Source organism: Actinosynnema sp. NPDC053489 (genome assembly GCF_044544865.1).
In the GTDB taxonomy this organism is placed as follows: Bacteria; Actinomycetota; Actinomycetes; order Mycobacteriales; family Pseudonocardiaceae; genus Actinosynnema.
In genome coordinates this window covers 110,887-137,167 of the sequence record NZ_JBITXT010000012.1, presented here as the reverse complement: position 1 = coordinate 137,167, position 26,281 = coordinate 110,887, and the positions used below count along the sequence as shown (strand labels likewise).

Annotated in this window: 26 protein-coding genes and 1 pseudogene; 12 read left to right on the top strand and 15 right to left on the bottom strand. The window is 73.9% G+C overall.

The features are described 5' to 3' along the window. Positions 1-285: 285 nt before the first annotated feature. The 3 genes from ACIGNX_RS26055 to ACIGNX_RS26045 form a co-directional block, all read right to left on the bottom strand. Entirely contained in the window at positions 286-795 is a 510-nt protein-coding gene (locus ACIGNX_RS26055) for a carboxymuconolactone decarboxylase family protein (protein WP_396543317.1), read from the bottom strand. Between the two features lie 97 nt (positions 796-892). Next, on the bottom strand, positions 893-1,030 hold the full coding sequence (locus tag ACIGNX_RS26050; RefSeq protein WP_396543316.1) for a hypothetical protein: 138 nt from the start codon (positions 1,028-1,030) through the stop codon (positions 893-895). 308 nt (positions 1,031-1,338) lie between these two features. Then, positions 1,339-2,121, bottom strand: coding sequence for an AraC family ligand binding domain-containing protein (locus ACIGNX_RS26045; protein ID WP_396543315.1), 783 nt, complete (start codon positions 2,119-2,121; stop codon positions 1,339-1,341). Between the two features lie 171 nt (positions 2,122-2,292). Here ACIGNX_RS26045 and ACIGNX_RS26040 point away from each other — a divergent pair, with 171 nt between their 5' ends. Further along, positions 2,293-3,378: a glycoside hydrolase family 19 protein gene (locus ACIGNX_RS26040; RefSeq protein ID WP_396543314.1), complete on the top strand. Its 1,086-nt coding sequence runs from the start codon at positions 2,293-2,295 to the stop codon at positions 3,376-3,378. Between the two features lie 40 nt (positions 3,379-3,418). Here the strand turns inward: ACIGNX_RS26040 and ACIGNX_RS26035 are convergent, their stop codons facing one another. Next, positions 3,419-4,219 (bottom strand): alpha/beta fold hydrolase, encoded by an 801-nt coding sequence (locus tag ACIGNX_RS26035; protein ID WP_396543313.1) that lies wholly within the window; start codon positions 4,217-4,219, stop codon positions 3,419-3,421. Positions 4,220-4,592: 373 nt separating this feature from the next. Here ACIGNX_RS26035 and ACIGNX_RS26030 point away from each other — a divergent pair, with 373 nt between their 5' ends. Together ACIGNX_RS26030 and ACIGNX_RS26025 are read left to right on the top strand one after the other, a co-directional pair. Next, positions 4,593-5,363, top strand: coding sequence for a lytic polysaccharide monooxygenase (locus ACIGNX_RS26030; protein WP_396543312.1), 771 nt, complete (start codon positions 4,593-4,595; stop codon positions 5,361-5,363). Positions 5,364-5,451: 88 nt separating this feature from the next. Continuing rightward, complete coding sequence (locus ACIGNX_RS26025; protein WP_396543311.1) at positions 5,452-6,021, top strand: DUF305 domain-containing protein; 570 nt, start codon at positions 5,452-5,454, stop codon at positions 6,019-6,021. On the opposite strand, the gene ACIGNX_RS26020 is transcribed toward ACIGNX_RS26025, so the two are convergent. Then, positions 6,018-6,920, bottom strand: coding sequence for an RluA family pseudouridine synthase (locus ACIGNX_RS26020; RefSeq protein WP_396543310.1), 903 nt, complete (start codon positions 6,918-6,920; stop codon positions 6,018-6,020). The two genes, ACIGNX_RS26025 and ACIGNX_RS26020, sit on opposite strands and share 4 nt — an antisense overlap. A 31-nt stretch (positions 6,921-6,951) precedes the next feature. Further along, positions 6,952-7,575 carry a DUF4230 domain-containing protein gene (locus ACIGNX_RS26015; RefSeq protein ID WP_396543309.1) on the bottom strand — a complete coding sequence of 208 codons (624 nt, stop codon included), beginning with the start codon at positions 7,573-7,575 and terminating at the stop codon, positions 6,952-6,954. A 268-nt stretch (positions 7,576-7,843) separates the two neighbouring features. On the opposite strand from ACIGNX_RS26015, the gene ACIGNX_RS26010 reads away from it, so the two are divergent. From ACIGNX_RS26010 to lipB, 6 genes are read left to right on the top strand one after another with little or no spacing between them, the layout of a single operon-like run. Continuing rightward, on the top strand, positions 7,844-8,077 hold the full coding sequence (locus ACIGNX_RS26010) for an acyl carrier protein (RefSeq protein ID WP_396543308.1): 234 nt from the start codon (positions 7,844-7,846) through the stop codon (positions 8,075-8,077). Next, on the top strand, positions 8,074-9,285 hold the full coding sequence (locus tag ACIGNX_RS26005; RefSeq protein WP_396543307.1) for a beta-ketoacyl-[acyl-carrier-protein] synthase family protein: 1,212 nt from the start codon (positions 8,074-8,076) through the stop codon (positions 9,283-9,285). The genes ACIGNX_RS26010 and ACIGNX_RS26005 overlap by 4 nt, the downstream gene beginning before the upstream one ends. Before the next feature lie 8 nt (positions 9,286-9,293). Continuing rightward, entirely contained in the window at positions 9,294-10,280 is a 987-nt protein-coding gene (locus tag ACIGNX_RS26000) for a beta-ketoacyl-ACP synthase III (protein WP_396543306.1), read from the top strand. Between the two features lie 3 nt (positions 10,281-10,283). After that, complete coding sequence (locus tag ACIGNX_RS25995; protein WP_396543305.1) at positions 10,284-10,640, top strand: 3-hydroxyacyl-ACP dehydratase FabZ family protein; 357 nt, start codon at positions 10,284-10,286, stop codon at positions 10,638-10,640. Continuing rightward, complete coding sequence (locus ACIGNX_RS25990) at positions 10,637-11,071, top strand: 3-hydroxyacyl-ACP dehydratase FabZ family protein (protein WP_396543304.1); 435 nt, start codon at positions 10,637-10,639, stop codon at positions 11,069-11,071. Before ACIGNX_RS25995 ends, ACIGNX_RS25990 begins: the two co-directional genes overlap by 4 nt. Before the next feature lie 19 nt (positions 11,072-11,090). After that, positions 11,091-11,771, top strand: coding sequence for a lipoyl(octanoyl) transferase LipB (gene lipB / locus ACIGNX_RS25985; RefSeq protein WP_396543422.1), 681 nt, complete (start codon positions 11,091-11,093; stop codon positions 11,769-11,771). A gap of 7 nt (positions 11,772-11,778) precedes the next feature. Here the strand turns inward: lipB and ACIGNX_RS25980 are convergent, their stop codons facing one another. Continuing rightward, entirely contained in the window at positions 11,779-13,545 is a 1,767-nt protein-coding gene (locus tag ACIGNX_RS25980) for a 1-deoxy-D-xylulose-5-phosphate synthase (protein WP_396543303.1), read from the bottom strand. Between the two features lie 272 nt (positions 13,546-13,817). Here ACIGNX_RS25980 and ACIGNX_RS25975 point away from each other — a divergent pair, with 272 nt between their 5' ends. Then, positions 13,818-13,964 (top strand): hypothetical protein, encoded by a 147-nt coding sequence (locus ACIGNX_RS25975; RefSeq protein WP_396543425.1) that lies wholly within the window; start codon positions 13,818-13,820, stop codon positions 13,962-13,964. Between the two features lie 246 nt (positions 13,965-14,210). Here ACIGNX_RS25975 and ACIGNX_RS25970 read toward each other — a convergent pair. The 4 genes and pseudogenes from ACIGNX_RS25970 to ACIGNX_RS25955 all read right to left on the bottom strand — a co-directional run. Continuing rightward, positions 14,211-14,366: pseudogene (locus ACIGNX_RS25970) on the bottom strand (TetR/AcrR family transcriptional regulator); the annotation flags it as partial. 60 nt (positions 14,367-14,426) lie between these two features. Next, positions 14,427-14,969, bottom strand: coding sequence for a hypothetical protein (locus tag ACIGNX_RS25965; RefSeq protein ID WP_396543302.1), 543 nt, complete (start codon positions 14,967-14,969; stop codon positions 14,427-14,429). 35 nt (positions 14,970-15,004) lie between these two features. After that, a complete protein-coding gene (locus ACIGNX_RS25960; protein WP_396543301.1) occupies positions 15,005-15,712 on the bottom strand; it encodes an aspartate/glutamate racemase family protein in 708 nt (235 codons plus the stop codon). 92 nt (positions 15,713-15,804) lie between these two features. Continuing rightward, positions 15,805-17,508 carry an ABC transporter ATP-binding protein gene (locus ACIGNX_RS25955; RefSeq protein WP_396543300.1) on the bottom strand — a complete coding sequence of 568 codons (1,704 nt, stop codon included), beginning with the start codon at positions 17,506-17,508 and terminating at the stop codon, positions 15,805-15,807. A 137-nt stretch (positions 17,509-17,645) separates the two neighbouring features. Here ACIGNX_RS25955 and ACIGNX_RS25950 point away from each other — a divergent pair, with 137 nt between their 5' ends. Next, entirely contained in the window at positions 17,646-18,545 is a 900-nt protein-coding gene (locus ACIGNX_RS25950; protein ID WP_396543421.1) for a proteasome assembly chaperone family protein, read from the top strand. Between the two features lie 35 nt (positions 18,546-18,580). After that, positions 18,581-18,886, top strand: coding sequence for a chorismate mutase (locus tag ACIGNX_RS25945; protein WP_396543299.1), 306 nt, complete (start codon positions 18,581-18,583; stop codon positions 18,884-18,886). Here ACIGNX_RS25945 and ACIGNX_RS25940 read toward each other — a convergent pair. The 4 genes from ACIGNX_RS25940 to ACIGNX_RS25925 all read right to left on the bottom strand — a co-directional run bounded on the left by ACIGNX_RS25940 (position 18,866) and on the right by ACIGNX_RS25925 (position 26,191). Continuing rightward, complete coding sequence (locus tag ACIGNX_RS25940; protein ID WP_396543298.1) at positions 18,866-19,834, bottom strand: LLM class flavin-dependent oxidoreductase; 969 nt, start codon at positions 19,832-19,834, stop codon at positions 18,866-18,868. The two genes, ACIGNX_RS25945 and ACIGNX_RS25940, sit on opposite strands and share 21 nt — an antisense overlap. 132 nt (positions 19,835-19,966) lie before the next feature. Further along, positions 19,967-21,445 carry a hypothetical protein gene (locus ACIGNX_RS25935; RefSeq protein WP_396543297.1) on the bottom strand — a complete coding sequence of 493 codons (1,479 nt, stop codon included), beginning with the start codon at positions 21,443-21,445 and terminating at the stop codon, positions 19,967-19,969. Positions 21,446-21,492: 47 nt separating this feature from the next. Then, positions 21,493-23,202, bottom strand: coding sequence for a hypothetical protein (locus ACIGNX_RS25930; RefSeq protein ID WP_396543296.1), 1,710 nt, complete (start codon positions 23,200-23,202; stop codon positions 21,493-21,495). Further along, positions 23,186-26,191: a hypothetical protein gene (locus ACIGNX_RS25925; protein ID WP_396543295.1), complete on the bottom strand. Its 3,006-nt coding sequence runs from the start codon at positions 26,189-26,191 to the stop codon at positions 23,186-23,188. The genes ACIGNX_RS25930 and ACIGNX_RS25925 overlap by 17 nt, the downstream gene beginning before the upstream one ends. Positions 26,192-26,281: the final 90 nt, after the last annotated feature.

Below are 26,281 nucleotides of genomic sequence, written 5' to 3'. Positions count from 1 at the left end.
CGCCGGCGCCGGCCGCGGGTTTCGTCGTCGCCGACCTGCTCGACCCGCCGGCGGGGTGGCTGGGCGCGTTCGACGTGGAGGTGCTGATCGCGCGATCGCTGCCCGTGCGGGTCCGACCCGGGGGCATCGTGAACGCGCGCGGTTTCGTCGCGCCCGGCGGCGAGCCGGTCGACGGCCCGCCGTGACCGGTGGTGCGCGCGGAGGTCGGGTCGTACGCCGACGACGACCTCCGCGCGGTGCTCGTCAACCGCACGGGCAACCGGTGGCGGGCGGGGTTCCGCCGGGTCAGCCGATCCCGATGATCGAGGTGTACCCGTTGGGGACGATCCGGTCGGCCATCCGCTCGTAGGCCTCGGGGTCGTCGGGAGCCCACGTGGCCAACCCGTCGACGTAGCGGTTCGCCGCGCAGAACATCGCCGCGATGAGCACGGTGTCGTGCACCTCGAGGTCGGTCGCGCCGTTCTCCCGCGCCTTGGCGATCAGCTCGGCCGTCACCGAGCGCCCGCTGTCGGTGACCGCCGTGGCGATGTCGAGCAGGGCCAGCAGCTTGGGCGTGTGCTGGTAGTCCTCGGGCAGCTGCGCGGCGGCGAACGCGGCGTGCGAGCCCGCGCAGAACTTGCACTGGTTCAGCTCGGAGACGTGCGTCGCGATCAGCTCGCGCTCGCCGCGCGACAACGTGCTCGGCCCCCGCAGGAGCACCTCGGTCAGCTCGGAGAGCGGCCGGCCCGTCTCGGGGCGGTAGTTCATCAGCCCGGCTATCCCGGGCAGGGCGTTGTCCAACTCGATGTGCGGCATGTGATCAGTGTCCAGACCGCGTGGCAGCCGGTCGAGCGGCGTTCGGACGAAAACACAACACAGTTATGCAACGTGTGCGCCCGAACGCCGCTCCCGCTCACCCGTACGGATCAAACCGCAGGTCAGGCGCAGGCGGCGGGTCGACCCGGTAGGCCGGTGCGGTGCGTTCGGCCAGCACCGGGGTGGTGGACACGACCGCGGCGGCTCCGCTGTGGACGGTGTGCGCGACGCGCACGCCCTCGTGCACCTACGGGTCGCTCTGCCACACCAGCCCGCCCCGGGCGGTGACGAGCCGGCGCTGCCCCGCCGCCCTCGGCGAGGACCAGCGGTGCGCCGTCCGGTCCCGTGAGCGGCCGCATCCGTCGCGCCTCGTAGCGCCACACCGTGAACTGGAGGGTGTTCGCGCCGGCCGACTCGTTGACCACCACCTCGTCACGACCGTCGTCGTCCGGGTCTCCCTCGACCGGCCGGACGACCACGCGGTCCGCCTGACCGGTGGTGGCGGCGGGCAGTGCCGCCGGCGCGACCGTTGTCGACTATGACTCAGGTCACAGACCGGGCGTACGCGGCCGGGGTGATGCCGTAGCAGCGGCGGAACCAGCGGGTCAGGTGGGCCTGGTCGGCGAACCCGGTGAGCGCCGCCGTCTCCGCCGCCGAGCGGCCGTCCGCGAGCAGTCGCCTGGCCGCGCGCAGGCGGCGCTGGCGCTGATAGTCGCTGGGCGCCAGGCCGTACTCCGCCCGGAAGGCCCGGTACAGCGCGAACCGGCTCAGGCCCGTCGCGGCCGTCAGCTCCTCGGTGGTGACGTCGTCGGCGTAGTGCGCCTCGATCAGGTCGCGGGCGGCGGAGGCGCTGCCCGTCGCCCGGGTGGTGGTGGGCAGCGGCATGACGTGCGACGCCATCGCGCGCACGGCGTGCATCAGGTGCTCGTCCCGGGCGAGGCTGCCCTCCTGGAGGGCGGTGTGCAGGCCCCGCAGCGCGTCGGCCAGCTCCGGCGAGAGCACGACCGGGTCGCGGAACAACGGCAGGCGCGGCAGCAGTTCCGCGACCAGCGACGGTCCGATGTGGACGATGCGGTAGGTGAAGCCGTCCTCGGTGGCGGTGCGGCCGTCGTGGGCCTCGTCGGGGTTGAACGCGAGCACGCTGCCGGCCGCGCTGGTGTGCGTGCCGCCCCGGCACCGGAACGCCTGCGCGCCCTGCTCGGTCACGCCGAACGAGTAGGCGTCGTGGCTGTGCCGGTGGTACCGGTGCGAGGTGAAGTGCGCGTGCATCGCCTCCACCGGCCGATCCGCCGCACGCCAGTACCGCGCCCACTGCACGCCGCACATTGAAGCACCGCCGTCCGGGCGGCGCGGGCGCGGACGGCTGATGTCGCCTGTGTGAGCGCTTCCGTGAACCAGAGCCTCTTTCGCTTTCGCTCTTGACTGGTATAGACCATTTCGGGTTGAGTGGCACCCGTCACACGTCCGAGGGCGCTCGAGCGGAAAAGAGTGATCTTTGTGTCGAGAATCCGCGCAGTGGCGGCCATCGCCGCTCTCGTGGTCGGGGCGGCGCTGACCGTCGCGGTGGCCAACACCGCGTCCGCCGCCGCCTGTGCGTCGGCCTGGAGCCCGTCCGCCAGCTACACCGGCGGCGCCACGGCGTCCTACGCCGGGCACAACTGGCAGGCCAAGTGGTGGACCCAGAACGAGACGCCCGGCTCGGCCGCGGTGTGGGCCGACCAGGGCGTCTGCGGCGGCGGCACGACGACGCCGCCGGCGGCCTGCGACTACCCGGCCTGGGTGCAGGGCAAGGCGTACACCGCCGGCAACGTCGTGCGCTACACCGACGGCAAGTACTACATCGCCGAGCACGACAACCCGGGCTACGACCCGGTCGTCAGCACCTGGTACTGGGACCCCTACAGCTGCGGGTCCACCCCGACCACGACCAACCCGACCACGACGACCAACCCGCCGTCGTCGGGTGGCTTCGTGGTGAGCGAGGCGCAGTTCCAGCAGATGTTCCCGAACCGGAACCCCTTCTACACCTACGCCGGCCTGACCGCCGCGCTCAGCGCGTACCCCGGCTTCGCCAAGACCGGCTCGGACACCGTCCGCAAGCAGGAAGCGGCGGCGTTCCTCGCCAACGCCAACCACGAGACCGGCGGCTTGGTCTACATCGTGGAGCAGAACACGGCCAACTACCCGCACTACTGCGACGCCAGCCAGCCCTACGGCTGCCCGGCCGGCCAGGCGGCCTACTACGGCCGCGGCCCGATCCAGCTGAGCTGGAACTTCAACTACAAGGCGGCGGGTGACGCCCTCGGGCTGCCGCTGCTGACCAACCCGTCGCTGGTGCAGACCGACGCGTCGGTCGCCTGGAAGACCGCCCTCTGGTACTGGAACACCCAGTCCGGCCCCGGCACGATGACCCCGCACAACGCGATGGTCAACGGCTACGGCTTCGGCGAGACGATCCGCAGCATCAACGGCTCGCTGGAGTGCGGCGGGCGCAACCCGGCGCAGGTGCAGAGCCGCGTCGACGCCTACCAGCGGTTCGTGGGCATCCTCGGCGTGCCCGCGGGCTCCAACCTGTCCTGCTGAGCGGGTCGGGACGGGGGTCGGCGCCCGCCCCCGTCCCGGCTCACCGGGCCAGGTGCGCCAGCACCGCCCACCCGAACGAGCCGGGCGACTCCACCCACGGCACGTGGCCCGCGCCGGGCAGCACGACCCGCGCCACGTCCGGCAGCGCCCCGGCCAACGAGTCCACCGCCCACCTCGGCCGCACGTCCGCCGCGCCGTCCACGATCAGCGTCGGCACCTCCAGCTCCCGGCAGCGGGCCACCAGTTCCCCCTCGTCCCACGTGCGGGACTCGGCGTTCAGCGCGGCGTTGGCCTCCTCGTTCACCCCGAACCACGGCGTGGCGAGCTCTTCGGCCCGCTGCCGCGCCGTCGCCGGGTCGGCGAAGTCCGCCGTCCACGCCCGGACCGCGGCGTCCCGGTCGGACGAACCGCCGACGTCGTCGCCCAGCCGCTCGGCGCGGTTGCGGCGGTACTCCTCGCGCCAGTCCTGGCCGAGACCGGTGCCCGAGACGTAGACCAGCGACGAGACCCGCCCGGGGTGCGCCAGCGCGTAGTGCAGCGCCACGTCCGCGCCCCACGAGTGGCCGAGCAGCGCGGTCCGCGGCAGGTCGAAGTGGGCCCGGACCGCGTCGAGGTCGGCGATCGTGCGGGCCACGGTGTAGGGCCCGTCGCGCTCGGACCGGCCGCCGCCGCGCTGGTCCCAGCGGATCACCCGCACCCGGTCGGCCAGCAGCTCGGCGAGCCCGTCGAACATGTCCCACAGCCCCGGCCCGCCGTGGCACAGCACCAGGGGCACGCCCCGTCCCTGCTCGGCCGCCCACAACACGCGGCCGTCGTCCGCGATGACCTTGTGCTCCTCCATGCGGACCAGTGTCGGCCAACCACGCGCCGGAGCACACCGGTCGGGCCGATCGAATCGCCGGCCGCACCCGAGGGGACGGTGACGGCCGACGTGCCGCCGGGCTCCTCGTGCGGCCGTCCGGCCTCGCACAGCTCATCGCACTCCACCGCCACCGCGGCACGGGTCTTCTTTAACGGTAAGGGTTACGGCCCGTTGGACCACTCGGTTCAGATCCTTGACCCGGATGACATTCCCGATTATGGTCTAGACCACATCGCGGCACGTGAACGACCCCGTGCGGATCGTCACGCGCCGCGTGTTCCGGCCGCCGCGGAAATGGACCCTGCCTTGGGGACCCCTCACCCGGGTCCCCTCCGAAGGAGCTGGACAACACATGAGCTTGAAACGCAAGCTCGCGGTGGCCCTGGCCGCCGTGGGCATCGCCCCGTTCTTCGTCGTCATGTCGGCGGGAACGGCGAGCGCGCACGGCTACATCTCCTCGCCGCCGAGCCGGCAGGCCGTGTGCGCCCAGGGCAAGGTCTCCAACTGCGGGGCCATCGTCTACGAGCCGCAGAGCGTGGAAGGCCCCAAGGGCCAGTACAACTGCAACGCCGGGTTGAGCCAGTTCGCCGAGCTCAACGACGACAGCCGGCCGTGGCCCGCGACCACCGTGGGCAACAACGTGACGTTCAACTGGACGCTCACCGCCCGCCACTCCACCACCACGTGGCAGTACTTCGTCGGCGGCACCAAGATCGCCGAGTTCAACGACGGCGGCCGGCAGCCCGCGGCCACCGTGACGCACAACGTGAGCCTCGGCGGTCGCACCGGCCGGATCAAGCTGCTGGCCGTCTGGAACATCGCCGACACGCCCATGGCGTTCTACTCGTGCGTCGACCTCCAGGTGGGTTCCGGTGGCGGCACGCCGACCACCACGACCACGCCGACCACCACGACCACCACCAGCACGCAGCCGACCACCACGACGACGCGGCCGACGACCACGACCGCGCCCCCGGTCGGCGGCACGTGGGCGCCGAACACCGCGTACTCGGTCGGCTCGACGGTGACCTACGGCGGTGCCAACTACCGCTGCATCCAGGCCCACACGTCCCTCGTGGGCTGGGAACCGCCGAACACCGCGTCGCTCTGGCAGCGCGTCTGACCAGTTGACGCGGGTCAAGTCGACCGCAGCCCGCCCGTGCCGGCCCTGTGACGGCGCGGGCGGGCCGTCCGGTGAAGGAGGACGACCCATGCGACGCCTCGCGGCCCTGGTGGCGGGTGTGCTCGTGCTGGCCGGGTGCGGTTCCACCGCTCCCGCCGCGGAGCCACCGCCGGTGTCGACCGTGGTGGAGACCGACGAGTTCAACGAGACCGACGTGATGTTCCTCCAGATGGCCGTCCCGCACCACCGGGCCGGGCTGGAGATCGTGCGGCTGGCCAAGGACCGGCCGGTGCGCGAGGACGTGAAGGAGCTGGCGGCGGCCATCGAGGTCACCCAGCTGTCCGAAGTGGACTCCATGACGAAGTGGCTGGCGCAGTGGCGGCAACCCGAGTCGACGGGGGACAACCCCCAGTTGCACGCCGGGCACGGCGGCGACCACTCGACCAGCCCGGAGGCCATCGCGGAACTCGCCGCGACCGCGCCCGCCGACTTCGAGAAGGCGTTCCTGAACCTGCTCATCGGCCACCAGCACAACGCGGTGGCGATGGCGAAGCTGGAGCGCGAGGGCGGGGTGAACCCGCAGACGAAGGACCTGGCGGAGCGGATCTTCAACTCCCGCACCGCGCAGATCGCGCAGATGCTCGGCTACCTCGGCTAGAGGTCCAGCCGCAGCGTGCTGGTGAAGCGGCGGTGCTCGCCCGTCACCGGGTCGGTGAACTCGAGCACCTTCGCCAGCAGCTGCAACGGGTCGGTGAAGTCGTCCAGCGGCTTCTCGCGCAGGACGGGGTAGAAGTCGTCGTTGCGGATCGGCACGCCCAGCGACGCCATGTGCAGGCGGAGCTGGTGGGTCCGGCCGGTCAGCGGCACCAGGCGGTACCGGCCCCAGCCGGCGCGGTGCTCGACCAGGTCCACGAGCGTCTCGGCGTTCGGCGGTCCGGGCACCTCCTGCGCGGTGATGACGCCCTTGACCTTGACGATCCGGCTGCGCACCCGGGTCGGCAGGGTCAGGGCCGGGTCGTGCGGCGCGATCGCCTCGTACTCCTTGCGCACCGCGCGGTCGGCGAACAACGTCTGGTACCGGCCGCGCAGCGCCGGTTCGACCACGAACATGACCAGCCCGGCGGTCACCCGGTCCAACCGGTGCGCCGGGCTCAGGTGCGGCAGCCCGAGGTCGCGGCGGAGCCGGACCAGCGCCGTCTCGACCACGTGGCTGCCGCGCGGGATCGTGGCGAGGAAGTGCGGCTTGTCGACCACCAGGATGGCGTCGTCCCGGTGCACCACCCGGATCTCGAACGGCACCGCGACCTCGTCGGGCAGGTCGCGGTGGAACCACACCGACGTGCCGGGCGCGAACGCCGCGTCGGGCGCGATGGGCCCGTCCAGGTCGTAGACCCGGCCCTCGGCGAGCATCGAGTCGATCCGCTCGGGCGCGACCCGGGGCAACCGCTCCACCAGGTGGTCGCGCACCGTCGCCCACGGGCCCTCGTCGGGCAGCCGCAGCCGGGCCGGGTCGAGGCCGTGGCGCTGGTCGAGCGGCGGCCGGAGCTTGCGCCTCATCGCCGGGCAGCATACGCACGGCCCGCGCGGCTCAGTCCAGCGACGTGAACTCCACCTGGTAGCCCAGCGCGCCGAACATGCCGGTCAGCATCTTGCGCGTGTTCTCGTCGGCCCGCTGCACCAGCCCGGACTCCCGCGCCGCGTCCGCGATCTTCTGCTCGGCCGCCACGTAGAACGGCTGCTGGTCCTGCGTCTGCACCAGGGACGTGAGCCGGTCGAGCAGCCCGCGCTCCTGCGCGAACACGTAGCACCGCTCCTGGTCCAGGTTCGGCTTGTCCAGCACCGGCTTGGGCAGCGCCAGCCGCACCTTGCGCGCCTCGCCGGACGCGGTCGTCGGGGGCACCTCCAGCGCGCCGTCGGCCATCCCGCCGAAGTCGACGTAGGCGTTCACCGTCCCGGCCGCCACGAACAGCGTCCGCTGGCCCGCCAGCACCGACGGCACGTAGCGGACGTCCCGCTCGATGTCGAGCACCACCTGGAACTCGCCCGCCGAGGCGTGGTACTGGCTCAGGTCGCGCAACGACTGCAACAACGCCGGCTGGCTGCGGTCGATCGTGTCCGTGCCCGGGAGGAACTTCGGCACCACGAGCACCGCCGCCACCAGCACCCCGACCGCCACCAGCACGGCCGCCGCCACACCGCTGCGCCACTTCATGCGCCCGGTATACCCAACGCGAGCCGCCGGGGAACCCGCTCGCCGCGGAGGAGGACCCGTTCGGGGGCGGGTGCCGGGGAGTTGGTCCCCGCGGCCCCGCGGCCGATCCCCGGTTCGGCCGACGACCCCCGCTGCCGGGTGCCGCGGCGAGGGCGCGGCGCGGGGTCGAGGCGGTCACCGGTGCCCCGGTGTCGTCCCTGGTTGGCCCCCGGTCCGGGTCATGGGGTTCGATGGCGGGCAGGAGCCGGGTGACCCAGGAGAGGTCGGAGTGTACGAGACGCTGAAGAAGATCCTCGTCGACACGTTGAAGGTCGCGCCGGAGCAGATCACCCCGGACGCCACCAAGGACGACCTCGACCTGGACTCGCTCGCGTTCGTGGAGCTGTCGATGGTGCTCGGCAAGGAGCACGACCTGCACATCAGCGACGACGAGCTGTTCGACATGGAGACCGTCGGCGACATCGTGGCGCTGATGGAGGAGCGGGCCGGGACGGACCGGTGAGCGGCCTCGACGTCGCCGTCACCGGGCTCGGCCTGGTCACGCCCGGCGGCGTGGGCGTGGAGGCCGGCTGGGCGGCGGTGCTCGCGGGCCGGTCGACGGCGGCGCACGACCCCGTCCTCGCGGGCCACGAGGTGACGATCTCCTGCCGCGTGCCCGACTTCGACGCCGACGCGCTGCTGGGCGCGCGGCGGGCCGTCCGGCTCGACCGGTTCACCGGGTTGGCGCTCGTCGCGGCCCGGGAGGCGGTGGCCGGGGAGGACGTCGGGAGCTGGGACGCGGCACGCGTCGGCGTGGTGATCGGCACGTCCGCGGGCGGCGGCGAGACCTTCGAGCGCCAGCACGGCGTGCTGCTCGCCGAGGGCCCGGCGGCGGTGTCGCCGCTGGTGCTGCCGATGCACCTGCCGAACATGGTCGCGGGCCAGCTCGCGATGGAGTTCGGCTTCCGCGGACCCAACCTGGTGGTGTCGACGGCGTGCGCGTCCGGGGCCACCGCGATCGGCGTCGCGTGCGACCTGCTGGCCGCGCGGCGCTGCGACGTGGTGCTCGCGGGCGGGGTCGACGCGCTGCTCAACCCGTTGACCATGGCCGGTTTCGCGCGGATGGGCGCGCTGTCGCGGCGGGAGGACCCGGCGACCGCGTCGCGCCCGTTCGACGTCGACCGGGACGGGTTCGTGGCGGGCGAGGGCGCGGCCGTGCTGGTGCTGCGCCGCGCGGAGGACGCGCGGGCCGACGGCCGCCGGGTCCGGGCCCGGGTCGTCGGGTTCGGGGCGAGCGCGGACGCCCACCACATCACCAACCCCGACCCCGAGGGGCGGGGCGTGGTCGCGGCGACGACGGCGGCCCTGGCCGACGCGGGCGCGGCACCCGCCGACGTGGCCCACGTCAACGCCCACGGCACGGCCACGCGGCTCAACGACCTGGTGGAGGGGCGGGTGCTGGCCGGGCTGCTGCCGTCGCGGCCGCTGGTGACCTCGACCAAGGGCGTCACCGGGCACCTGCTGGGCGCGGCCGGCGCGGCGGAGGCGGTGTTCACGGTGCTCGCGGTCGAACGCGGGGTCGTGCCGCCGACCGCCAACCTGGACACCCTCGACCCGCGGCTGGACCTGGACGTGGCGACCACCGCCGTGCCGCGCCGGGTCGACCTGGCGCTGAGCAACTCGTTCGGCTTCGGCGGTCAGAACGCGGTGCTGGCCATCGCCGCGGCGTGAGGGGGGACATGAGCCATCGCGGTGCGGTGATCCTCGGGGTGGGCGCGAGCCTGCCGCGCCGGGTCGTGACCAACGACGACCTGGCCGCCCGGCTGGACACCTCCGACGCGTGGATCAGGTCGCGCACCGGCATCGGCGCGCGGCGGTGGGTCGAGCCGGGCACCACCACGTCGGACCTGGCGGTGGACGCGGGCGCGCGGGCGCTGCGCTCGGCGGGGCTGTCCGCCGTGGACGCGGTGGTCGTGGCCACCACCACGCCGGACCGGTCGTGCCCGGCGATCGCGCCCGCCGTGGCCGCGCGGCTGGGCCTGGTCGGCGTGGCCGCGCACGACGTGGCCGCCGTGTGCACCGGTTTCCTGTACGGCCTGGCGAACGCCGTGGGCCTGCTCGCCTGCGGCGCGGCGCGGACCGTGCTGCTGATCGCGGCCGAGTCGTTCTCCACCATCCTCGACCCCGACGACCGCGGCACGGCGGTGATCTTCGGCGACGGCGCGGGCGCGGTCGTCCTCGGCGAGGGGGAGGGCGCGGAGGAGGGCGCGGTCGGGCCCTGCGTCCTGGGCAGCGACGGCGGCGGCGCGGACCTGATCCAGGTGCCGGCGGGCGAGCGGTACTTCCGGATGAGCGGCAAGGAGGTGTTCCGCGCCGCGGTCGAGCGGATGACCGAGGCGGGGCTGGCCGCGCTGGCCCGCGCCGGCCTGGGCCCGGACGACGTCGACCACCTCGCGCCGCACCAGGCGAACCAGCGGATCTGCGACGCGGTCGCGCGCGGCCTGGGCATCGACGGGTCGAGGGTGCTGGCGGACCTCGACGTGGTCGGCAACACGGCCGCCGCGTCGATCCCCGTGCTGCTGGCCGACGCGGCCGCGCACGGCAGGCTCGGGGCGGGGGACCGGGTGCTGGCGGTGGCGTTCGGCGGTGGTCTGACGTGGGGCGCGGTCACGCTGGTGTGGCCCGACGTGGTGGCGGACTTCGGCGTGCTGGCGGGGGAGGGCTGAGCGGTGGCGGGTTTCCCGACCTCGTCCGTGGACGTGGTGGAGCGCTCCGGCGCGACCGCCGTCGCCCGCGTGGTGGTGGCGGCGGACGACCCGGTGTTCGCGGGCCACTTCCCGGGCTTCCCGGTCTACCCCGGTGTGCTGGTCGTGGAGTTCGCGCACCGCGCCGCCGTCGCGACCGCGCCCGGCCCGGCGCGCCTGGCCGCGGTCGAGTCGACCCGGTTCCTGCGCCCGGTGTTCCCCGGTGCCGCGTTGACGGTCCGGCTGACCTGGGACGAGCCGGGCCGGCGGTGCTCGGCGGTGGTGAGCGGCGACGAGGGCCCGGTCGCCCGGATCAGGCTGAGGTACGAGGAGCCGCGGTGAACCCGTCCGACGTCCTGCCGCACCGCTACCCGATGCTGCTGGTGGACCGGGTGGTCGACCTCGTGCCGGGCGAGTCGCTGACGGCGCTCAAGGCGGTCACCGCGAACGAGCCGTGCTACGCCGAGGACGGCCCCGGCGACTACCCGGCCACGCTGCTGGTGGAGTCGTGGTGCCAGGCCGCCGTGCTGCTGTCGTCGTGGGACCGGCCGGCGGACGACCGGGTGGTGCTGTTCGGCGCCATCGCGGACGTCGAGTTCCACCACCCCGTCACCCCGGGCTGCGTGGTCCGGCACTCGGTGCGCGTCCTGGACGCCCGCGGCGGCACCGTCGCCTTCACCGGCCACTCGGAGGCGGACGGCCACGTGGTCATGACCGTGGGCCGGGTCGTCACCACCACCCGCTCGACCGCCGACCTCCGCCCGGCGACCTAGACTCGGGGACGTGGCTGCGATGCGCTTCCGGTACGGCGGGTTCGGGGTGGGGGCCGTCGGGTACGAGGAGGCGTACGCCGAGCAGCGGCGGTTGCACGGGTTGCGGGTGCGCGACGAGATCGGGGACGTCTGCCTGCTCCAGGAGCACCTCCCCGTGTACACGGCCGGCAAGCGCACGAAGGCCGCGGCGTTCCCGGCCGACGACGTGCCGGTGCTCACCGTGGACCGCGGCGGCGAGATCACCTGGCACGGGCCCGGCCAGCTCGTCGGCTACCCCGTGGTCAAGCTGCCGGTGCCCCTGGACTCCGTCGGCCACGTCCGCCGGATCGAGGACGCGCTGATCGGCACGTGCGCGGAGTTCGGCGTCGAGACGGCGCGGCTCGCCGGCCGCAGCGGCGTCTGGGTGCTCGGCGACCGGCCGCCCGCGCCGGACGTGCCCCCCTCCGCCGCGCGCGAGCACGGGCAGCACCGCAAGATCGCCGCGATCGGCGTGCGCATCGAGCGGTGCACCAGCCTGCACGGGTTCGGCCTCAACTGCGATCCCGACCTGACCGCGTTCGACGCGATCGTGCCGTGCGGCATCGAGGACGCGGGCGTCACGTCGCTCGCCGCCGAGCTCGGCCGCCCGGTCACCACGGCCGAGGTCCTGCCGGTGGTCGAACGCCACCTGACGAGGGTGTTCGCGACCGTCCGCGGGTGAGGACCCGTCAGGACTCCCACCCCGGCAGGAACCGCGCCACCGTGCGCGCGATGCCGGCGGCGTCCAGGTCGTGCATGCGCAGGATGTCGGCGCGCGAGCCGTGCGGCAGGAAGTCGTCGGGCAGGCCGAGGACCCGCGTGCGGCGCAGCAGCCCCCGCTCGCGCAGCGCCGCGGCCACCGCCTCGCCCACCCCGCCGGCGCGCACGCCGTCCTCGACGCACACCACCACGCGGTGCTCGGCGGCCAGCGCCACCACCGCCGGGTCGACCGGGGTGACCCAGCGCGGGTCGCACACGGTCACGCCGATGCCCTCGCCGGCCAGCGCCACGGCGGCGGCCACCCCGTCCGCCGCCAGCGCGCCCACGGTCACCAGCAGCACGTCGCGCCGGGACGGCCGGTGCAGCACGTCCACCCGGCCGAGCCGGTCCACCGCGGGGACGTCCGCGCCGAGCGCGCCCTTCGGGAACCGGACCGCGGTCGGCCCGTCGGCGGCGACCGCCTCGTCCAGCAGGTCGCGCAGCCGCGTGCCGTCCCGGGGCGCGGCCACCCGCATCCCCGGCACCACGCGCAGCAGCGCGAGGTCCCACGCGCCGTGGTGGCTCGGCCCGTCCTCGCCGGTCACCCCGGCCCGGTCGAGCACCAGCGTCACCGGCAGGTGGTGCAGCGCCACGTCCATCAGCACCTGGTCCAGCGCCCGGGTCAGGAACGTCGAGTACACCGCGACCAGCGGTCGCAGCCCGCCCATGGCCAGGCCCGCCGCGCACGTCACGGTGTGCTGCTCGGCGATGCCGGTGTCGAACGCCCGGTCGGGGAACGCCTCGGCGAACGCCGCCAGCCCCGTCGGGTGCGGCATCGCCGCGGTCAGGCACACCAGGTCCGGGTGCCGGTCGGCGAGCACCAGCAGGTGCTGCCCGAACGCCGACGTCCAGCCCGGGCCGCGCGGCTGCCCCGACGGCGGCGGCACGGCGTGCAGGTGGTCCACCGGGTCGTTCTCCGCCGGCGGGTGGCCCTTGCCCTTCGTCGTCACGCAGTGCACCACCACCGGTCGGCGCAACGCCTTGGCGGTCGTCAGCGCCTGTTCCACCGAGCCGATGTCGTGCCCGTCGACGGGGCCCAGGTAGTCCAACCCGAACTGGGCGAACACGGTGGCGCCGCACCCGGAGCGCAGCGCCGCGAGGTGCCTGCCCACCGCGCCCGCGGTCGGCCCGTAGGAGCGGCCGTTGTCGTTGAGGACCACCACCACCGGGTGGTCGAGGGAGCCGAGGTTGTTCATCGCCTCCCACGCCATGCCGCCGGTGAGCGCGCCGTCGCCGACCACCGCCACGACGTGCCGGTCGTGCTCGCCGCGCAGTTGCGCCGCCCGCGCGAGACCGTCCGCGTAGGACAGCGCGGTGGACGCGTGCGAGTTCTCCACCAGGTCGTGCGCCGACTCGGTGCGGCTCGGGTAGCCGGACAGCCCTCCCTCGCGGCGCAGGTCGGCGAACCCGCGGGCGCGGCCGGTGAGCATCTTGTGCACGTAGGACTGGTGGCCGATGTCGAACACGATCCGGTCGTGCGGCGAGCGGAAGACCCGGTGCAGGGCCAGCGTCACCTCCACCACGCCGAGGTTCGAGCCCAGGTGGCCGCCCGTGCGGCCGACGGCGTCGACCAGCCGGGTCCGCAGCTCGCCCGCGAGCTCGTCCAGCGCGCCGAGCGGCAGGCCGATCAGCTCGCCCGGCCCGGCGACCAGGGGCGCCGGCGCCCGGACGGTCCGGAGGGGGGTGGTGTCGGTCATCAGGCCCTCCAAGCGGTGCGGAAGCCCTTGCGGCAAGGTGCGACGGGGGCGAACCTGCCGCACCCGGGCCGACCGGACAAGCGAGGGGACGCGTTTCAGCCGAACGAGATCGTCAGCACCACACGGACGTGTGCGTGTCGTTTCACCGGAACGGGGAAGCGGTGCCCCGCGGGTCGCCGGAGCGGATGGCGCTGCCACGAACGGGTAAGCGGCCCGTGCGCGGCGGTCCACATCGGACCACGACGCGCCCGGCGGGGTGCCGGTCGACCCCGGTGGACGCCCTGGTCGAGTTCGAGCGCGGCGGGTCTGCGCAGGCCGGGTTCAGCTTCGACCCGGGGTTGACGCGCACGGGCTTCCCGGAGGTCACCGGCACCCGGGCACGGCCGTGCCGCCCGACCCCGACCGGTTCGACGGCGTGACGGAGCCGCACCTGCCCGGCGGTGTGCAAACGCTTGCCCCGCGGGGTCACCCGGCGTCGCGCGGCACCGGCGTGGTGGAGCAGGTGCGTGTGAGCCGGAACGCGCGTCCGGCGGGCCGGCCCGCCACGTGCTCGACGCGATGCCGGCGACCGAGGAGTCCATCGCGAGCGGGCGCCCGGTGGACGTGGCGAGCACGGCGCGGCCGCCGCGCGTCCCGGCGCTCCAGCACGGCGGCGCCTCCTTGGTGGGGAAGTGGTGGAGCGGGCCGGCGTGCGTGACCCCGGCCCGCTCGGTGAGCTCGCGCAGCGACGAGCCGGGGTGCCCGGCCTCCCCGCAGACCGCGACCGCCGCGGTGATGACGTCCTCCCGGCGGGTGCGGCCCTTCGGGCGACCGCCGGTCACGGGCCCGCCGTCGTCTCGCGCACGCGGACGTCGTGCCGCGGGGGAGGGCACCCGCCTGCCTCAGTCGCTCTCCTTGGCCTCGCCCCGGCGGCGCATGAAGGCGAAGCCCGGGATGCCCAGGATCGCCTGCCGCACGTCGTCGGTGACCTCCAGCAGCTGGTGGATGTCCGGCCCGACCCGGTCCAGCGTGGCCAGGATCGGCAGCACGTCCTCCATCAGGTGCTTGGTCAGCGCCGGGAGCTGGTCGACCAGCTGCACGGCCGCGTCCACCTCGTGCGGCGACAGCTCGTCCACGAACCGCTGCGCCAGCGGCTGGGCCTTGCGCGCGATCGGCGCGTAGGAGTCCAGCAGCTCGCGGGACGTGTGCGCGGCGCGGCCCACGTCCGTCGTGACGCCCTCGGCGGCGGCGGTGACGGCCTTCGCCCGCCCCACCAGCGCCTCGGTGTCGTCCAGCACCCGTTCGGTGCGGGAGACCAGCTCGTCGGCGCGGCGGACGACGGCCTCGGCCGCGCCGAGGAGGTCCAGGACGCGGCCGGGCACGGACACGGCGGTCTCGACGGTGCTCCTGGCGAGGCCGAACAGGGCGCGCGGGGTCAGCTCCATGCCCCCCACTCTGCCGCACCGGGCGGGCCGCGGCCTCAGGAAGATCCCGGAGACCGCCCCGGGGCCAGCGCCAGGTCGACGCCCGCCTCGACGTGGAGGCGGGTGGAGTCGACCAGCGGCACGGTGGCGTCGGACTGGTCGACCAGCAGCGTGATCTCGGTGCAGCCGAGGATCACCGCCTCCGCGCCCCGTTCCACCAGCCGGGCCATCACCTCCCGGTACGCGGCGCGCGACGCGGGCTCGACCCGGTTGCGGGTCAGCTCCTGGTAGATCACGTCGTGCACGAGCGTGCGGTCCGGCTCGTCCGGCACGACCAGCTCGATGCCGTGCTCGCGCATCCGGTCCCGGTAGAAGTCCTCCTCCATCGTGAACCGGGTGCCCAGCAGGCCCACCCTGCGGTGGCCGGTCAGCCGGCGCGCGGTGGCGTCCACGATGTGCACGAACGGCACCCCGATGGCGTCGGTGATCGCGTCGGCCACCTTGTGCATGGTGTTGGTGCACAGCAGCACGAGTTCCGCCCCCGCGCCCTCCAGCTTGCGCGCCGCCTCCGCCAGCAGTGCGCCCGACCGCTCCCACTGGCGCGTCCGCTGCAACAGCTCGACCTCGGCGAAGTCGACGGTCAGCAGGACGCTGGGCGCGCAGTGGTGGCCGCCGAGCCGGCGACGCGTCTCCTCGTTGAGCAGCCGGTAGTACTCCGCCGACGACTCCCAGCTCATCCCGCCGATCAACCCGATGGTCCGCATGCCCACGATTGTGTCGGTCCACGGCCGCGGGGCAACCGCCTTTTCGGCGGGTGCCGTGCCGATAGGCGGTCCGGTGTGGACGGATCGGCGCGTCAGGCCCGGGCACCCTCGGCGAACCGCGTCCGGTACAGCTCCTCGTAGCGGCCGCCGGCGGCGAGCAGCCCGGCGTGCGTGCCGCGTTCCACGACCAGGCCGCCCTCGACCACGAGGATCAGGTCGGCCGCCCGCACGGTCGACAGCCGGTGCGCGATCACCAGGGCCGTCCGGCCGTCCAGCGCCTCGCCCAGCGCGGCCTGCACCGCGGCCTCCGACGTGGCGTCCAGGTGCGCGGTGGCCTCGTCCAGGACCACCACCCGCGGCCTGGCCGGCAGCAGCCGCGCGATCGTCAACCGCTGCCGCTCGCCGCCGGACAGCCGGTAGCCGCGCTCGCCGACCACCGTGTCGAGCCCGTCCGGCAGGGACGCCACCAGCCCGTCCAGCCGGGCCCGCCGCAGCACGTCCCACAGCTCGTACTCGCCGGCGCCGGGCCGCGCGAACAGCAGGTTGGCCCGGATCGACTCGTGGAACAGGTGGCCGTCCCGGGTCACCACGCCGAGCACGTCGCGCACCGAGTCGGCGGCGAGGTCGCGCACGTCCACACCGGACAGCCGCACCGCGCCCGAGTCCACGTCGTGCAAGCGGGGCAGCAGCGAGGCGATCGTGGACTTCCCCGCGCCCGACGAGCCGACCAGCGCCACCACCTGGCCCGGCTCGGCGCGGAACGAGACGTCGTGCAGCACCTCCGCGCCACCGCGGTCGTCGAGCACCGCGACCTCCTCCAGCGACGCCAGCGAGACCTTGTCCGCGGCCGGGTAGGCGAACCGCACGCGCTCGAACTCCACCGACACCGGGCCGTCGGGCACCGACCGCGCGCCGGGCTTCTCGGCGACCAGGGGTTCGAGGTCCAGCACCTCGAAGACCCGCTCGAAGCTCACCAACGCGCTCATGACCTCGACGCGCGCGCTCGCCAACGCCGTCAGGGGCGCGTACAGCCTGGTCAGCAGCAGGGCCGGCGCCACCACCGAGCCGGGGTCCAGCTCGCCGCGCAGCGCGTAGAACCCGCCCACCCCGTACACCAGCGCCAGCGCCGAGACCAGCGTCAACGCGGTCAGGAGCACCGTCTGCACCATGGCCGTGCGCACCCCGATGTCGCCCATCCGCCGGGCCAGCACCACGAACACCGGCAGCAGCACCAGCGCGAGCACCGTGACCTGCCACGACAGGCCGATCATGACCACGAGCGCCAGCGCCGGCGTGACGAGGTTGCCCACGACGCCGGCCAGGGTGTCGCTGAACGCCCGCTGCGCGCCGATCACGTCGTTGTCGAGCCGGCTCACCAGCGCGCCCGTCCGGGTGCGGGTGAAGAACGCCACCGGCATGCGCTGGACGTGGTCGAACACCGCGGTCCGCAGGTCGAGGATCAGGTCCTCGCCGATGCCCGCCGACAACCAGCGGGTCACCAGCCCCAACCCCGCCTCGGCGACCGCGATGCCCGCGATCACGGCCGCGAGCCCCAGCACCACGCCGTGGGACGAGCCGCGGACGATCGCGTCCACGATCCGGCCCGCCGGCACCGGCGTGACCACCGCCGGCACCGCCACCACGACGCTCAGGGCCAGGTAGCGCGCCAGCCGCGTCCGGTGCGGGCGGGCGAACCCCCGGATGCGGCGCAGCGTCGCGACGGAGAACGGCCGGCGGTCGTCGCGCGCGTTCGTCACGTGGTAGAGCGACATCCAGGCGGTGGTCTCCATGTCCATGGCCGGACCGCATGACCTGGAGCCGACTGGAGGTCAACACCGGGCGAACCCGGCGGCGGTAGCGGGAATGGATCAGGGGGCGTCCGGCGTTGAGCGGGTCGAGGACTGTCACGGTGAAAGACATGGGGAGGCACGCGGTGGCGCTGGACCCGGAGGATCTGCTCGAGGTCGACTCCGACGTCCCGGACCTGAGCGGAGCGGTGCTGTTGCACCACTTCGACGGCTTCATGGACGCCGGTGCGGCGGGATCGGCGCTGGTCGCCCACCTGCTGGAGGTGCACGAGCACCGGGTGGTCGCCCGGTTCGACGTCGACGACCTGATCGACTACCGCGCCCGGCGGCCGACGATGACCTACGCCACCGACCGGTGGGAGTCCTACGACAAGCCGGAGCTGGTCGTGCACCTGATGCACGACGCGGTGGGCACCCCGTTCCTGCTGCTGACCGGCCCGGAGCCGGATCGCCGCTGGGAGGCGGTGGTCGCGGCGGTGCGGTCGCTGGTCGAGCGGTGGGGCGTGCGGCTCGCGGTGAGCTTCCACGGCATCCCGATGGGCGTGCCGCACACCCGCAAGCTGTCGGTGATCTCGCACGCCACCAGGCCGGAGCTGGTCGTGGAGGGCTCGCCGTTCAACCGGGTGCAGGTGCCGGGCAACCTGTCGGCGCTGCTGGAGCTGCGGCTCGGCGAGGCGGGCCACGACGCGATGGGCTTCGCCGCGTACGTGCCGCACTACCTGGCGCAGGGCACCTACCCGGCGGCGGCGTTGAGCCTGCTCCAGGCGTTGACGAAGTCGACGGGCCTGGTCATCCAGGCCGCCGCGCTCAACGAGGCGGCCAAGCGGACGGACGCCGAGATCGGCAGGCAGGTGTCGGAGTCCGCGGAGGTCGCCCAGGTCGTCGAGGCGCTGGAGCGGCAGTACGACGCGTTCACCGAGGCGTCGGAGAACCTGCTGGTGGAGGAGGGCGAGCCCCTGCCGAGCGCGGACGAGCTGGGCGCGGAGTTCGAGCGCTTCCTGGCCGAGCAGCAGCGGGACCACTGACCCCGGCCGGGGGCGTGGTCGTGGATGATGGGGTCGTGCCCGATCCCGCAGCCCCCACGTCGCTGGCCGAGGTGCGGGCCGGCATCGACGCGATCGACTCCGAGTTGGTGCGCCTGCTGGCCCGCCGGCAGCGGTTGGTGCGCGCCGCCGCGTCGTTCAAGGCCGACGACCGGGCGGTGCGGGCGCCGGACCGGGTCGCCGAGGTGATCGCCTCCGTGCGCGAGCGGGCGGTGGCGGCCGGGGTGGAGCCCGCGGTGGCCGAAGCGGTGTGGCGGGCGATGATCGGGGCGTTCATCGAGGTGGAGCTGGACGCGCGGCGGTCAGGCGTAGAGGCCGGCTAGCAGGCGGTAGGACTCGTCCATCGCCTCCCGGTCGTAGGTGCTGGTGGTCACCATCACCTCGTCGGCGCCCGTGCGGTCGACCAGGGCGTCCAGCGCCTTGGCGACCTCCGTCGGCGTGCCGTGCACGTGCCCGCGCAGCGACTGCTCGAACAACGCGCGCTCGCGGTCGGTCATCGGGCCGGCCAGGATGTCGGCCGCCGGCCGCAGCGGCGGGAACTCGCCGCGCGTGCGCGAGTACGCCATGGACCACGCCTCCGGCACCAGCAGCCGCCACGCGTCCTCGGTGGTGTCCGCCACGGCGACGGTCGAGGAGAGCACGACGTACGGCCGCGCCGCCCACGGGGACGGCCGGAACCCGGCGCGGTAGGCGTCGACGGCCTCGACCATGGCCGCCTCGCCGCGGAACGCCCCGATCACCAGCGGCAGGCCGTGCGCCGCCGCGACCCGCGCCCCCGCGCCCGTGGCCAGCACGAACGGGGAGACGCGCAGGCCGTGCGCCGGGTACCCCCGCACCGCCTCGGTGCCGGTGAAGTAGCCCAGCAGCTCGGCCAGCCGCGGGCCGAACTCCGCCGCGTCCTCCCTGTCGTGCCCGAGCGCCCGGCGGACCGCCTCGATGAACCCGACCGAACGGCCCAGGCCCATGTCGACGCGGCCGGGGAACAGCGACTCCAGCACGCCGAACTGCTCGGCCACGACGAGCGGCTGGTGGTTGGGCAGCATCACGCCGCCGGTGCCGACCCTGATCCGGGAGGTCGCGGCGGCCACGGCGGCGGCCAGCACCGTCGGGGCCGAACCCGCCACGCCGGGCACGCCGTGGTGCTCGGACACCCAGAAGCGGTGGTAACCGAGCCGCTCCACGCGCCGGGCGAACGCCACGGTGTCGCGCAGCGCCTCGGCGTGCCCGTGCCCCACCCGCACCCGGGACCGGTCCAGCACGGAAAGCCTCACGCGGTGTTCAACGGACCGCGCCGGGCCCGCATTCCGGCGCGGAACCCCCGGGCCGGACCCCCGGGCCGCAACCGCCCACCGGGGGCCGGAACGCCCGGCCGGGCAGGAGCACCCCGGCCGGGCAGCGCCGGATCAGGCGGTCGGCTCGTCGGCCAGGCGGAAGTGGAAGTCGCGGAAGAGCGGGGTCTCCGGCGCGTTCGCGCCCCGCAGGCGCAGCGCGTAGCTGATCAGGGCGTGCGGGATCATGTAGAGCCGCAGCCCCTCCTCCTCCGCGCCCTCGGACATGTTGTCGATGACCCAGTCCAGCGCCGAGCCGCCGTTGTAGTGCTCGCGCGGCCCGAAGATGACCTCAGGGGCGTCGACCTCGCCCAGCACGTTGAGGGCGTAGCTGACCGGGAACGCCCGGTTCGCGCGGTTGGCGGGCGTGCTGTCCAGGTCGGTGAACGAGTCGACCATGCGCCCCAGCGCCTCCTCCGGGATCAGGTCCATGCGGCCCGTCTGCATCGCGACCTCGATGATGTAGGGGTAGGCGATGCCGTTGGGGAAGAAGTTCGCGCCCGGGTCGACCAGGTCCAGCACGTCCGCGATCTCCGCCACGTACCCGTCGAGGTCGGGGAGCTGGTCGCGCAGCCTGCCGAGGTTGTACAGGCCGACGATGTAGTACTGGCTCATGTGCACGCGGTCGCTCCACGGCACCTCGGACAGCAGCTGCCGGGCCTCGGCCAGCCAGTCGATCGGATCGTCGAGGTACTCGGCCCGCCCGCTCATCGCGATCGCGTTGATCATCGTCAGCAGCGGGTAGACCTTGGACCAGGCGATCGGCAGCTCCTCCGGGAACGAGGGGAAGATCCCGATCTCGTCGGCGCGGGCCATGTAGCGCAGGGTCTCCCGCATGTAGTCGCGCTCGCCGTCGAAGAGGTACTCGTCGTAGCCGAGCAGGCAGACCACCGACATGAACATCGAGCCCGACCGGCCGCGGAAGTAGGGCGCCGGGATGTTCTCCAGCAGGTTCAGCGCCTCGACCACCCGGTTGCGCTCGGCGGTGACCAGGCGCTCCTTCAACCCGACCTGCCCGAGGGCGAGGAAGACGGCGGAGCTGGCGGACAGCCGCTCGTAGTCGCCGTGCCGGCCGCGGTTCTCGTCGGGGATCTGGTCCGGTGCGATCCCGTCGAGCATGTCGAGCACCTCGGCCGGGAAGTCCCACCGGTCGTTGACCAGCAGCGACACCGGCAGGTCCAGCTTGGCGAAGGAGTCCATCACCAGGCAGCCCGCGAGCGTGCGGTAGTACGGGTTGCGCTCCGCCCGCGCCGCGTCGAGGAGCGGTTCGACGGCCTGCTCGACCCACGACCGGTCACCGCCCGCGGTGACCCGCAGCACGAAGTGGCCCAGGTCCCGGCAGAACAGCGCGTAGCCGTTGGTCGGCGAGACCTTGCGGCCCAGCCGGTCGAGGGCCTGGCCGATGTGCTCCGCGACCGCCGGGTCGTGGTCGACGGGGTACTGGCCCAGGCCGAGGGCGCGGATCATCCGGCTCCACGGCGCGGTGATCATGCGCGACTCGTTGGACAGGTCCGCCAACCCGGACACGGGGAGCGCGCGCGAAACGGTGGTCATCTGTTCAGCCTTTCGGTACGTGGTGGTGTGTCGCGGGTGCGGGGTGTTCACGCGGGGCCCTGCTCGGGCAGCGGCGGCACGGGCAGGCCGAGGAACTCGGTGCGCCGTCCCTCCAGCATCTCCAGCGCCCAGTTCAGCCACTTGACGCCCTCGCAGTAGATCGCCACCGGGCGGCGCTGGGACTGGTGGCCGTCGATCACCGTGCCGCCCACCTCCGCCTGGAAGTGGAACGGCGGCATGGCGGTGAAGTGGGTGCCCATGACGAAGGCGAACCGGATCAGCCAGTACGGGTCGTCCCGCAGGTGCCGGGAGTCCGGGTCGTCCAGCCCGTACACCTCGGTCATGACCCGGGCGAAGTGGTCCTCCATGCCGCGCGGCGCGTCGGGGTAGACCGGCCCGCCGTCGACCGCCACGTCCCGCACCCGGTAGGCCCGCTGGTACGGGTTGCCCGGGGTGAACTCGACGTCGACCCTCGGGGTGAGGCCCTCGCCGCACTCGACCCGCAGCGCGAAGTGCTCGTGGTGGATCTCGTCGTAGTGGCCGATGCTGTTGTGCCACGGCTTGTTGTCGTACATCGGGTCGTCGCTGGTGTCCCGCCCGGTGGTGCGGAAGCCGATGGCCCTCGGGTCGAGGAACTTGATGCCCAGCGACTCGTCGGTGATCCCGGCCAGCGCCGCGTCGACCTCGTCCGCCGCCGCGCCGGACTCGATCAGGCGCTGCGCCCGCAGCAGCGGTTCGACGTCGGTGATCTTGATGTTCTCGGTGTTGGTGTCGCCCATGACCAGCGAGTGGAACCGCGGTTCGAGGACGTCGAGGAACGCGAGGTTCTCCCGGAACCGCCGCAGCAGCGCCCCCGAGTTCAGGTAGGGCACGCCGTCGATCACGATCCGCTCGGTGTCGAGCAGGTGCGGGCTGAACGTCCGCGGCGCGGTGCGCCGGCACAGGTCCAGCCGGTCCTCGATCTTGCGGAAGTACGAGACCTCCAGCGTCTCGCCGGGGGAGGGGACGCGGTTGACCGCGTGCACCCGGTCGTTGAGCACCGTGAAGACCACCGCGTACAGGCGGGCGATCACCGCGGGCGGCGGGCAGTGCTCGGCCACGAACCGGCTGACCTCCTGGCCGGGCACGTAGCTCATCTCGTAGATGACCTCGTGGTGGGTGGTCCGGCCGTCACCGCCCAGGTGGGCCGGGACGGGGATCTCCCGCTCCAGCCCGCCGAACGCCTCGGGGAAGTACGGGCGCAGCGACGCGGGCAGCGCCTCCAGGTACTCGGCCTGGTTGCGGGCCTTGGCGAACGGCGGGAGCATCACGCCCTCGCCCTCTCGGTCCCACCTGGCCGTGGTGAGGGCCTCGCTGAGGATCTTGCGGACGTAGAGCCGGTCGTCGCCCTCCTTCCGGATGAAGATGGTCATGGACTCGCTGCCGCCCTTGCCGAAGCCGACGACCTCCTCGCCCGCGTCGACGTAGGCGTAGACGGCGCTGCTGAGCAGGTTGCGGCCCCTGGCGTGGCGCAGCACCTTGCCGTACTCGGCGGTGAGCGCGAGCGTGGACCGGACCTCGAAGTCGTCCAAAGCCGGGTTGACCCGCTTGCGCCAGATGTCGACCGGGGAGCCGACCGAGACGATGTCCGCCCGGAACGGGCCGGTGTCGAAGTGCGCGGCGGCCAGGGTGGAGCCCAGGGACAGGATCTGGCAGTTGCCGTTGAGCTGGATCCGGCGGGCCGGTGAGCCGGGCGCGGTCCTAAGCGAAGACGACACGGGTCGCTGCCTCCAGATCGGTCTTGGACTGCAAGGGGGTCCCCTCGGGCGAGAGGATCGGGATCGCGGGCGCGCTGATCGAGGCGAGCACCCGGTCGAGGGCCGCCGCGGCCTCCGCGGCGCGGGAACCGGACCGCAGGTGGGCGGCGTAGAGCCGGACGACGTCGCACAGGTCGGCCGAACCGGCCGCGGCCAGCGCCACCAGCCAGCCGAGCGGGTCGGTGCCCGACAGGTAGTGGTCGTGCAGGAACGTGGTCGGCCGGTGCACGTGCAGCAGCCGGAACAGGGCGTACTGGTAGACCAGGTAGCCCAGGGCGAGCTGGTCGACGGTCGGCGTGGTGGTGCCGGCGAGGGTCAGGAAGCCGTCGTCGTCGATGCCGAGGCGGTCCAGCACCTGGTCGTAGATCCGCCGCGCCAGCGGTTGCGCGTCCAGCAGCAGGCGGGTGTTGCGCGCCAGGTCGGCGTAGTCGAGGCCGGGCAGCCGGTCGAAGTGGATGACCACGACCTCGGGCCGCTCGACGCGGGCCAGGCCCCGGTCGCCGACGGCGCCCGTCGCGTCGAGCACCTTCAGCTCGGCGAACACCTGCCCGAGCTCCTCGGCCGGCCCGACGATGCGCTTCTTCAACCGGGCCTGGAGCACCAGCTCGCCGCCTGCCACGTCGACCTGGTCGCGGTAGTTGCGGGTGTGCTGGAAGACCTCCAGCAGCTCGTGCGCCGCGCCGGCGGCGACGCCGTCGGCGACGACCCGACCGGCGATGCGGTCGAAGTAGCGCTCGGTGAACGGGTCCTGCCCGCAGGCGCGGAAGACGTCGCGGAGGGTGTCGTGGTGGCGGCCGGTCGGCCGGGCGCCCGCGGCCGAGCCCAGCTCCTCCAGCTGCCCGAGCAGGGAGTCCGCCAGCCGCACGGCCCGCAGGAACGGGTCGGGGTCGCCGGTGTAGGACGTGACGGGGACGTCGACGTCGTTGTCGAGCAGCAGCCGCACGGACCTGCCGCCCAACCCCAGTTCCAGGATCGCGTCCGGGCGCAGGCCGTCGAGGGTCTCCGCGGTGGCCCGCGACGCCATCACCTCGTCGACGATCGCCAGGACGCCGTTGCGCACCTCGGCGGCGGTGGTGAGCAGCCCCGAGTCGTTGTTGGACACGACCGGCGTGCGCGGCTTGCGGAAGACGATCCCGTGGTCGGCCATGAACCGCTCGTACGCCCGACGCGCGCCGGCCATCCGCTCGGCGTGGGCCAGGAAGGTGGTCGGCTCCTTCAGCTCCTCGGCCACCACGGCCGGGAACCCCGTGACGAGCGCGTCGAACGCGGCCTTCGCGCCGGCCCGCACGTAGACGTTGGTCTGCCGCCGGGAGTACGTCTTGTGCACCTCGACGTCGGACTTCGGGCAGGTCGAGGCGATCGCGGCGAGGAGGCGGGCGAGGTCCGCCGGTTCGCCGCGCAGGCCGACCACGTGGTGCGGTTCGGCCACCAGGGGTCGCTCGCGCAGCGCCTCGGGCAGGTACTCCGCCATCCGCGCGGCGAGCCGGTCGCCCGGCCCGGCGCCGTTCGCGGCCGTCAGCACCAACGGCGTGAAGGCGTGGGCGAGCCTGATGCCGTCGGCGACGGAGAGCGAGCCCGCGGCGACGGCGGCGGTGATGATGCCGAAGCTCTCGCCGGTGTAGCCCACGAACTCCAGCGGCACGCCCCGGCGCTCGGCCGTGACCCGCAGGTGGGCGTCGAGCGCGAGGCTGTGCGTCAGCATCGCGGCCCCGATGAAGCCCTGCGCCGCCAGCCGCTCGGACGGCACGTTACTTGGCGCCAGGAGCAGCCCCTCGGGCCCGTCGGGCAGGTCCAGCGCCCGCGCGCCCTCCTCGTAGACCCGCACCACCTCCGGGATGCCGGAGTCGAGGAGGTCGCGGCCGAGGTCCCGGTAGGACGACCGGCTGCCCAGGCCGGGGAAGAACCCGACCACGCGACGGCCGCGCGCGATCGCCGGCCCGCCGTCCCGGGCCGTGCGGCGGAACTGCTCGCGGGAGAACAGGAACGCGTTCGCCCGGGTGAGCGACCGGGCCAGGTCGGCCGACTCCCGGACGTCGTCCGGGGTGATCAGGATTGACCCGGGCGCGGTGTCGGCGCCGAGGATCTCCCGGGTCGCGCCGCACCGGGCGGGCGCGACGCGGTTCATCAGGAAGATGGTGAAGAACTCGCACTCCCGCAGTTCCCCCACGAGGCGCGACAGACCGGCCTCGTCCGCCGTCGCGAGGAAAGCGGCGTCGACCGAGTGGGCGGTCTCCAGGTAGTCGGCCACGCCGGGGTCGGTGAACGCGCCGCGCAGCGACTCGACGTCGGCGGCGTCGATCCCGCGCAGGACCGCGAGCCGCGGGACGCGGCGGATCGCCAGCACGGGGCAGACCCCGCGGCGGAGCCGGCCGGCGAGCCGGGCGATGCCGTCCAGCGCGACCTGGAGGTCGGCGTCACCGCCGCCGCGGCGCAGCTCCACCGACGCCCGGTGGACGGCCTGCGCGAACTCCGAGCCGCCGGACTCGCGCCCCTCGTCCATCGCCCGCACCGCCACCCGCACCCACGGGTGGATCGCCGGGACGTCGGCCCGGTCGAGGACCCCGGTGAGGAACGCGCGGACCCGCGGCATCCCGGGCAGCAGGTGCCCGGCGGGCTCCGCCACCCCCTCGGTCAGCCAGTAGTAGGGCCTGAGCAGGTCGAACAGGCACTGCTCGGTGGAGGCCGCCGGTGCGTCGCCGGGGTCGCGGTCGGCGAACAGGAACACGGTCTGCCCGTCGTGGTCGAGCGCGAAGTCGAACACCCCGCCGTGCGGCGCGGTGCCGACCACGTCGACGGCCACCTCCGCCACGGCGCCGTCGGCGGACCCGGTAAGCCGCACCCGGTCGGCGTGCACCTCGACGTCCACGAGGGTCGTCGGGTCGAGTACCGGCGACGCGCCGGCGATCGCTTCCGCGATACGGGCGAAACCCCGCGGGTAGGTGCGCCGCAAGGACGACGCGATCCGGTCCGGAATGCCCGATCCGGATGTGTGGAGCAGCGCTGTGATGTCGCGACCGACGCCATCCGGAATGCCGGAGGC